Here is a 7564-nt window from a genome sequence, read left to right on the forward strand (position 1 = left end):
GCTTGGTCTCGCCGACATCGCCGAGAAGTGCGTTGCGCGAAACCAGCAGCGGGTCGCGTGCCTTCCAGGCGGCGATGTCTTCCGGCTTCTGGTAGCCGCCCATGTCGGAGGTGGAGAAACCTTCGACGCGATAGGTCTTGCATTCGACCATGCCGGGGCCTTCGCCGCGCCTGGCGCGCTCGACCATGGCCGACACGGCGCGGTAGACAGCCATCGCGTCATTGCCGTCGACGATCTCGGCCGGCATCGCGTAGCCGGCGGCGCGGATCGACAGGTCCTCGACCGGCGACTGGACTTCTGAGGGAACGGTCAGGCCGAACTGGTTGTGTTCGAGCACGAAGACGACCGGCAATTTCCACAGCCCCGCCATGTTCATGGCTTCGTGGCAGATGCCGGTTTGCGCGGCGCCGTCGCCAAAGACGCACATGGCGACATTGCCGGTGCCGAGGATCTGCATCGACAGCGCCATGCCGGTGGCGGCTGGAATGCCTGCGCCGACAATGGCATTGCCGCCGATCACGCCCTTTTCGGCATCGGCCACAAGCATGTGGCCGGCGCGCCCGCCGCAGGCACCGGTGGCCCGCCCGAAGATCTCGGCCACCACCGGGTGTACGGCCATGCCCTTGCCGATATAGACCGCGTGGCCACGATGGGTGGTGGCGACCTTGTCGCCGGCCTCCAGCACGGCGGTCGCGGCGACGCCGACGGCTTCCTGGCCATCGCAGCGATGGATCGGACCGCGCGTGCATCCTTCCTTGTGAAGCGCCCCAAGGCCCTCTTCGAGATGCCGCACCAGCAGCATCCGGCGATAGATTTCCAGATGTTGTTCGACGGAAGGAGTGTTTTTCACCGATATCCCCGAGTTCGTGCCGAAATTAAATACAAAAGTGTCGACACTTTGCAAGCGCTTCTGCAAGATAGGGCAAAACAAGTTTGTGAAAAGGGGATCGATCATGCGTTTGAAGGGCAAAGCGGCCATCGTCACCGGAGCCGGCGCCGGTATCGGCGCGGCCGTCACGGAACTGTTTGCGAAGGAGGGCGCGCGCGTTCTGGTCGTCGATCGCGACGGCGCGCGGGCCGGCGAGGTGGCCGGCAGGACCGGAGCGCTGGCCTGGGAGGCGGACGTCTCGGACGAAGTCTCCGTGGCGACGATGGTGCGCCGCGCGCAAGAGGCCTTCGGCCGGGTGGACATTCTGGTCAACAATGCCGGTTACGGCATACGCGGTTCGGTTGTCACCACCGCGGCGGCGGATTGGGACGCGCTCATGGCCGTGAACCTCAAGGGCGTCTTTCTCTGCTCCAAATATGTCATTCCCGTCATGGCCGAGCGCGGCGGCGGGGTGATCGTGAACACCGCCTCCAACGTGGCCCATGTCGGACTTGCCGATCGGGCAGCCTATGTCGCCTCCAAGGGCGGCGTCGCGGCGCTGACGCGTGCCATGGCGCTTGACCATGTTGCGGACAAGATCCGCGTCAACGCCGTGGCGCCGGGTGTGACCTGGTCGAGCTATTTCGAAACCATGCTGGAAACCCATCCCGATCCTCAGGGGTTTGTCGCGGCATTGAACGCGCGCTCACCGATGAATCGCGTCGCGCAGCCAGTTGAAATCGCAAATGCAATCCTGTGGCTCGCCAGTGACGAATCCTCTTTCGCCACCGGCTCGATCCTGACAGTCGACGGCGGCATGACCGCCTGGTGAGGCACGCCCCTGTCGCAAGACGAAGCCTGCCCGTTTCAGGCAACGGGCCGGATGGAACGCAGGGCACTCAGCATCTCGTCGAGGTCGGCGCAGGGCAGGCAGCCTAGGTCTGCTATATCCTTGGTCACGTCGACCGGCAGGCCCGAATTGGACTCCTTGGGCACTTCGTTCAATCGTCCGCCGATGAGCACCGGCAAGGCAAGTCCGCGTGCCGCCATCGCTGCTTTCACCGCCTGTGCATAACGCAGCGCCACGCCATTGTAAGTGCTGACGGCGATGGCATCGGCCCCGGTTTCGGCGGCGCGGGCGACGAGTGTTTCCGGGTCGACGGCCACACCGGCATCGGCGATGACGATGCCCAGGCCCTCGAGCGCCTGTTCGACGAGATATTTTCCGTGCTCATGCACGTCGGTCGTGCCGATGCAGACGGTCAGGGGTCTAGGGCTTTCCAGCGGCTTTTGCGTCGCGACCCAGGCGACGGCCTTGTGGTTGAGCTCGCGGGCCCATTCGGCATGGATCAGCGGCGTGCGTCCGCGGATGCCGTCCGCGCCCGGGCCGAACAGCGCCTCCATGCGCTTCGGCCCCATGCGGCGGATGGCGAACATCAGCGCGGCCGGGTCTTCGGTATCCACCCCGCGCTCGGCCAGCCCCTTCATGACGGCACCGGCAAAGCGACGCCCGCCTTCGACCAGCACATCGGCCATCGCCTCCACCCTGGCCCAGTCGAAGACGGGGTCGTAGAAGGGGGCGTGGAGCGTGAGCCGGTGCGCGAAGGTTTGTGCCTCGATGATCTCGTCGACATCGGGAATGCGCTGGTTCTCGGTTACCGGTACCGGATTGATCGCATGGCCGGAGGGCCATCGCCCGACAGCCAGTATGTCGGCCAGGAGATAACTCGCCAGGCTTGCGTAATTGCCTGCCGGGGTCGACTGGTAGGAAACGGTGTTGCCGAAGATCATGGTGCCTGGCGTATCGCTGACCCGCACCAGTGCGGCATGGAAGGCAGCGCGCGACAGCGGATCACTGAAGTGGTGGCCGTAGCAATGGCCGAGCCGCGCGCCGATCAGATCCTCGACGATGTGCTTTTCGACCAGCACCATGCCGAGCGCGCAGGCCATGTCGATGAACAGCCCGGCGAAGCCGTCGTCGAGATTGGAATGGACAAGGATTTCGGCATCCTGGGCCGCGATCAGGCCGAGGGCGGTGACGGTCGCTTCAGTGGTCGCCACATCATCGTCCCAGTAGGGCAGCCGGAAGGTGAAATACTGCCCCAGATTGCCGATGGCCGTTGCACCGGCGGCGATCGCGGCGCGGGTGTTTTCCACCGCGCCCGGCAGGCCGAGCATGAAGTCGCCGAAATGCGCGGCAGCGGGCGCGGCGTTGGTGATGCGGGCGAAATCCTCGGGGCCGGTGAGCACGATGCCGGTGCCGCGGGCGGCCTTTGCACGCATGGCTTGGGGATATCCCATCGACCAGTCGAGTGTGATGCCGAAACGGTCGACCGTTACCCCTGCCTTGCGGCATTGCTCATGCACCTCGCCGATCGCCGCCACGGTGCGGTCGACGCTTCTGAAGCCGATGTGGGCGTGCTGCATGACTCGCTTTTCGGCCGCTGCCTTGCGCTTCCATGCGGCTTCGGACGGCATCCCAGTCTCGGTGAGGAAGCGGCAGCTGCCGAGGCGCCAGTCGCGCGCCATGACGCGTCCTTCGGCGAGGAGGTCGGCACCAGGCTTGAGGCGCGGGTCGAGGAGGGCGGGGGCGATTTCAGCGGTCATGATACTAGCTGTCGGCCTTGGCAATGAAATGGCGAATGATGGCGGCAAAACCTTGGTGGTCGGCGAGGGGATGAAAATGCGCACCGGGAATTGAAACAAACCGGGCATCCGGTATCGAAGCGGCGATCGCCTCTGAAAGGGCTGATGGCGTCAGGATATCGCCGGTGGCCGCAATCACCTGAACCGGGGCGTCGAGGCGCGGCAGATCGGCAAGGCGATCATGGTCGAGCAGCATGCGCACGCGCGCAGCACTGACTGTCAGCGGCGCCAGGGTGCCAGGGGCGGCGGCGACGGCTGCGTCGAGCTCCCCGGCATGCGTTTCGAGGTAGGACGGTTCGTGGCAGAGCACATGGCCGAGGCGCTGATAGGTTTCGGCCAGGCCGGCCTCCAGCAGCTCGGCGCGAGCGCTGAAGAGCGTGCGGAAACGGTTGTCGGCTCGCGCCCAGGAACTGCTGATCGTATAGCTCAGGCCAAGTTCCGAATGATCGAGCGCCAGCACCTGCGCGATGGCGCCGCCAGTGGAATGCCCGACAATATGGGCGGGACCGCCCGTCTGCGCCAGCAGGCCGGCAATGTCGCTGGCGATCAGGGGAATGGAATAGGGGCTTTCGGGGCGATCGCTGCGACCGGCGCCGCGATGGTCGGTGACGATGATGCGATGGTCGGCCTCGAGAAGGCGTACGACGCCGGCCCAGAACCTTCCGTCACCGCCAAGTCCGGGGATGAGGATGAGGCGCGGGCCGGCGATTCCCGATGTCTTGTAGTGGATACGGCAGCCATCGGCGGCGGTGAAGAAGGGCATCAGCTGAGGCCCTCCCTGTCGAGCAACTCGCCGAGCGCCGCGACGAGACTGAGCGCCGTGAGCATCGAGGTCTTCGGATTGCTGGCTGAGGGCGCGTTGACGAGGCGGAAGGAAGCGGTGCCGGCGGTGCTCTCGACCTCGATTTCATGTGTGTTGCCGGCAGCCTTCGGATCGGCAACCACGCGCACTGTGACTTTGTCGATACCTGCAGCGAGCGCCACGGCGAAGGCGGCGTTGAGGTTTTTCGGATAGAGCTTTGCCGCTTGCGCCGGCGTGCCTTCGAAGAGCGATACCGCGTCGTGCTCGGCTGACAGGCCAAGGGTGGCAAGCTCGACTTCCCAGGCCGCCGGCGGCTTGCGCGAGGTGTAGCGCACCCGCGCCTCGGGAAGCGCGGCTATCGCCCTGAGGTAGTCGAGGCCGCCCAACGCGCCTGACGGCAGGACCAAGCGTGCGCCGCCGTTGCGTGAAGCATCGGTCAGCCTCGCGGCAAGGATCGGATCGGCGAACGCACCGATCGAAGCGATGATGGTCGGGATGCCGGCGTCGAGAAGCGCGGGCACATAAGCGGCCACCGCCTCCTGGCTTGCCGCCTCCACCACCGCCCGGGGGCGCGGACCGATCAGCGCGTCAAGCTGCGTGACAGTGCTGACATTAGCCGGCAAGTCGCGGCGGGTACCTTCGCGCATCAGCGCCACCCAGCAAACCGAGTCCACTGGGAAAGCCGAGACGATCTCGCGCGCGATCGTGCCGAAGCCGATGAGGCCGAGCGTCACCATCCGAGGCTTCTTCAGGGATTCTGCTTCAGGGGATCGAACTTGTCGGCGAGGTCTGCCCCGAACACCGTCTTGCGCTCGATTTCCAGGACGTTTTCGGGGCGCGGGAAATTGGACGGCACGCGGTCGCCTGGCTTGCGCGGCTTGCCGATCAGGCGAAAGAAGTCCTCGAGCCCGTTCGGCACGATCAACCAGATCCAGCGTAGGCGCGTGTCGCCATCATTGATGAACATGTGCCGGACATTCTTGGGCAGGAACACCACGCTGTCCGGTTCCAGTGGATATTCCTTGCCCTCGATGACGGCGCGGCCACGGCCTTCGATGACATAGACCGTCTCTTCGTTGCGGTCATGCGTGTGTTCGCGCACATAGCCGCCGGGCGCTACCGACTGCGTGCCCAGCGCGAAGGGGTGCTCCATGCCGACGATGTGCGGCGCGAGCGCCACGTCGATATGGCCGTTTGCGGGAACCGGCTGCCAGTAGCTTTCGCGCGTTTCGGTTCCGGAAACATGGATGCCAGAGGGCGCGGGTGGAAGGTTGGTGTCGTCCATGGCTCTGCCTGTCGAATGGAACTGCGAAGGTCGTTCGGGCGCGTTGCTGACCTGGAGAGGGTACAGCGCAAAAAGTGTCGACACAATGGTAGACAGATTAAATTTTGTGCCTCTATAGTGCTGTGTCGATGATGGCAGGGGAATGCCGATGGGCGAGTACGATGTTCTGGTGATCGGTTCGGGATCGGCGGCCTGCTCGGCAGCGCTGCGGGCCGCCAAGGGTGGCCTCAAGGTGCTCGTCATCGAAAAGAGCGAATGGCTGGGCGGCACCTCGGCCATGTCCGGTGCCGGGGTCTGGATACCCGCCAACCATGTCGCGGCCGAAGCCGGCATTGCAGACAGCCGCGAGGATGCGCTCGCCTATCTGCGTGCGGTCGCGCCCGAAGGGTGGGAGCAGAAGGAAGACGCGCTCTGGGGCGCGTTCGCCAAGGCCGCGCCGGACATGCTGCACTTCCTGTCCGTCAACACGCCGCTTGATTTCCGCCTGATCAACGAGCCGGACCCCTTTGCCGAAGCGCCAGGCGGCAAGCTCTACGGCCGCATGCTCTCGCCGAGGCCGCTCAGCCGCCGTATCCTGGGCAAGTTTGCGCGGAGCCTGCGCCGCTCCACCTTGCCGCACAGCTTTACCTACCAGGAGATCGTCGACCTCGATCTTTATCACCATCCCATCCGCGCCGGGTTCAAGGTCTGGCCGAAGCTTCTATGGCGGTGGCTGACGAATTCCGGCGGCCAGGGCACGGCACTGATGACCGGGCTCATCAAGGGCTGCCTCGATGCGGGCGTCACCTTTCAGCCGGGAACGCGCGCCGTCACCCTGCTTCAGGACCCGGACTCACGCATCGCCGGCGCGGAGGTGGAGAGCAAGGGCCGACGCACGAAGACCGTCGCGCGCCGCGGCGTCGTCATCGCAACCGGCGGCTTCGAATGGGACGCCGAAATGCGCGCACGCCACTTCCCCGGCGCCTTCGACCGGATCGGCAGCCCGCGCGGCAATGAGGGCGACGGCCAGAAGCTTGCGGCTTCCGTCGGCGCGCAATTGGACCGCATGGATCAGGCCAACGTCTATCCCTGCCTGCCGACGCGCTACCAGGGAAAATCGCACGGTCTGCCTATGACCTTCCAGGCCGAGCCGCACTCGATCGTGGTCGATCGCCACGCAAAGCGCTTTGTCAGCGAAAACGCCTTCAACATCGGCGAGGCGATCGATGCGCGCGGGCCGGATGGCGCGCCGATCCATCTGCCCTGCTATCTCGTCGGCGATCATCGCTTCCTGAAAACGTCGCTGCCTTTCCGCTGGTATGCCTCCTACGAGCGCGACTGGATCAAGAAGGCCGATACGATCGCTGGCCTTGCCGCCAAGCTCGGGCTGCCAGCAGCGGCGCTCGAGGAGACGATCGCCCGCTGGAACAGCTTTTGCGCGAAGGGACACGATGCAGACTTCCAACGCGGCGACAATGGCTGGGAGGCATACAAGGCACATGGACCTGAGAACCGGCTGAAGCCGATCGACAAGGCGCCCTATGTCGGCATGACGATCAATCGCTCGATCCTCGGCACCAAGGGCGGCGCCCGCACCAACGAGCGAGCCCAGGTGCTGAGGCCGGACGGCTCGATCATCCCCGGCCTCTATGCGGCAGGGCTTGCCATGGCCAACCCCATCGGCACGCGCGCCGTGGGAGCCGGCACGACGCTGGGCCCCAACCTGACTTGGGGCTTCATAGCGGCCGAGACGATCCTGCATCAGAACAGGTGACTGCGTAGAAGATCTCCGACCGTCCTTAAAAACAACAAAATCAGTGTTTGCCGCACGTCCCACGAGATCGCCGTGACCATCGATTAGCAACGAAAAGGGCGCTCCACTTGGAGCAGCGACGGCCCTTTGATCGATCAGCTCTCGCTCGATCAGGACGTTTGAGTATGCTGGACTACAAATGAGTAATGCTGGACTACAAATGAGTAACTG

At 64.9% G+C, this 7564-nt stretch carries 7 protein-coding genes; 2 read left to right on the forward strand and 5 right to left on the reverse strand.

All coding sequences use genetic code 11. From position 1 onward, the window contains the following. The coding region (locus EN914_RS17160) for a thiamine pyrophosphate-dependent dehydrogenase E1 component subunit alpha (RefSeq protein WP_164778767.1) at positions 1-850 on the reverse strand (850 nt) is incomplete at its 3' end. Positions 851-953: 103 nt separating this feature from the next. Here EN914_RS17160 and EN914_RS17165 point away from each other — a divergent pair. Next, positions 954-1700, forward strand: coding sequence for an SDR family oxidoreductase (locus tag EN914_RS17165; protein WP_024503994.1), 747 nt, complete (start codon positions 954-956; stop codon positions 1698-1700). Between the two features lie 35 nt (positions 1701-1735). Here EN914_RS17165 and EN914_RS17170 read toward each other — a convergent pair whose 3' ends face one another. The 4 genes from EN914_RS17170 to EN914_RS17185 are packed head-to-tail and all read right to left on the reverse strand — an operon-like array spanning position 1736 to position 5601. Continuing rightward, the gene (locus tag EN914_RS17170) at positions 1736-3475 is read right to left on the reverse strand and encodes a cobalamin-dependent protein (protein WP_024503993.1); all 1740 of its coding nucleotides are present in this window, start codon (positions 3473-3475) and stop codon (positions 1736-1738) included. Positions 3476-3479: 4 nt separating this feature from the next. Then, on the reverse strand, positions 3480-4277 hold the full coding sequence (locus tag EN914_RS17175; protein ID WP_024503992.1) for an alpha/beta fold hydrolase: 798 nt from the start codon (positions 4275-4277) through the stop codon (positions 3480-3482). Continuing rightward, positions 4277-5053 carry an aspartate dehydrogenase gene (locus tag EN914_RS17180; RefSeq protein ID WP_024503991.1) on the reverse strand — a complete coding sequence of 259 codons (777 nt, stop codon included), beginning with the start codon at positions 5051-5053 and terminating at the stop codon, positions 4277-4279. The genes EN914_RS17175 and EN914_RS17180 overlap by 1 nt, the downstream gene beginning before the upstream one ends. An 11-nt stretch (positions 5054-5064) precedes the next feature. Beyond that, complete coding sequence (locus EN914_RS17185) at positions 5065-5601, reverse strand: cupin domain-containing protein (RefSeq protein WP_024503990.1); 537 nt, start codon at positions 5599-5601, stop codon at positions 5065-5067. A 148-nt stretch (positions 5602-5749) separates the two neighbouring features. Between EN914_RS17185 and EN914_RS17190 the strand changes: the two genes are divergently transcribed. Further along, positions 5750-7354, forward strand: a complete 1605-nt coding sequence (locus tag EN914_RS17190; RefSeq protein ID WP_196815403.1) for an FAD-dependent oxidoreductase — start codon at positions 5750-5752, stop codon at positions 7352-7354. Positions 7355-7564: the final 210 nt, after the last annotated feature.

It is taken from the genome of Mesorhizobium sp. M7A.F.Ca.CA.001.08.2.1, assembly GCF_003998455.1.
GTDB classification, from domain to species: domain Bacteria; phylum Pseudomonadota; class Alphaproteobacteria; order Rhizobiales; family Rhizobiaceae; genus Mesorhizobium; species Mesorhizobium ciceri.

Coding starts and splice junctions, on each gene's coding strand:
- EN914_RS17165 (WP_024503994.1), top strand. CDS start 954: ATGCGTTTGAAGGGCAAAGCGGCCATCGTCACCGGAGCCGGCGCCGGT.
- EN914_RS17170 (WP_024503993.1), bottom strand. CDS start 3,475: ATGACCGCTGAAATCGCCCCCGCCCTCCTCGACCCGCGCCTCAAGCCT.
- EN914_RS17175 (WP_024503992.1), bottom strand. CDS start 4,277: ATGCCCTTCTTCACCGCCGCCGATGGCTGCCGTATCCACTACAAGACA.
- EN914_RS17180 (WP_024503991.1), bottom strand. CDS start 5,053: ATGGTGACGCTCGGCCTCATCGGCTTCGGCACGATCGCGCGCGAGATC.
- EN914_RS17185 (WP_024503990.1), bottom strand. CDS start 5,601: ATGGACGACACCAACCTTCCACCCGCGCCCTCTGGCATCCATGTTTCC.
- EN914_RS17190 (WP_196815403.1), top strand. CDS start 5,750: ATGGGCGAGTACGATGTTCTGGTGATCGGTTCGGGATCGGCGGCCTGC.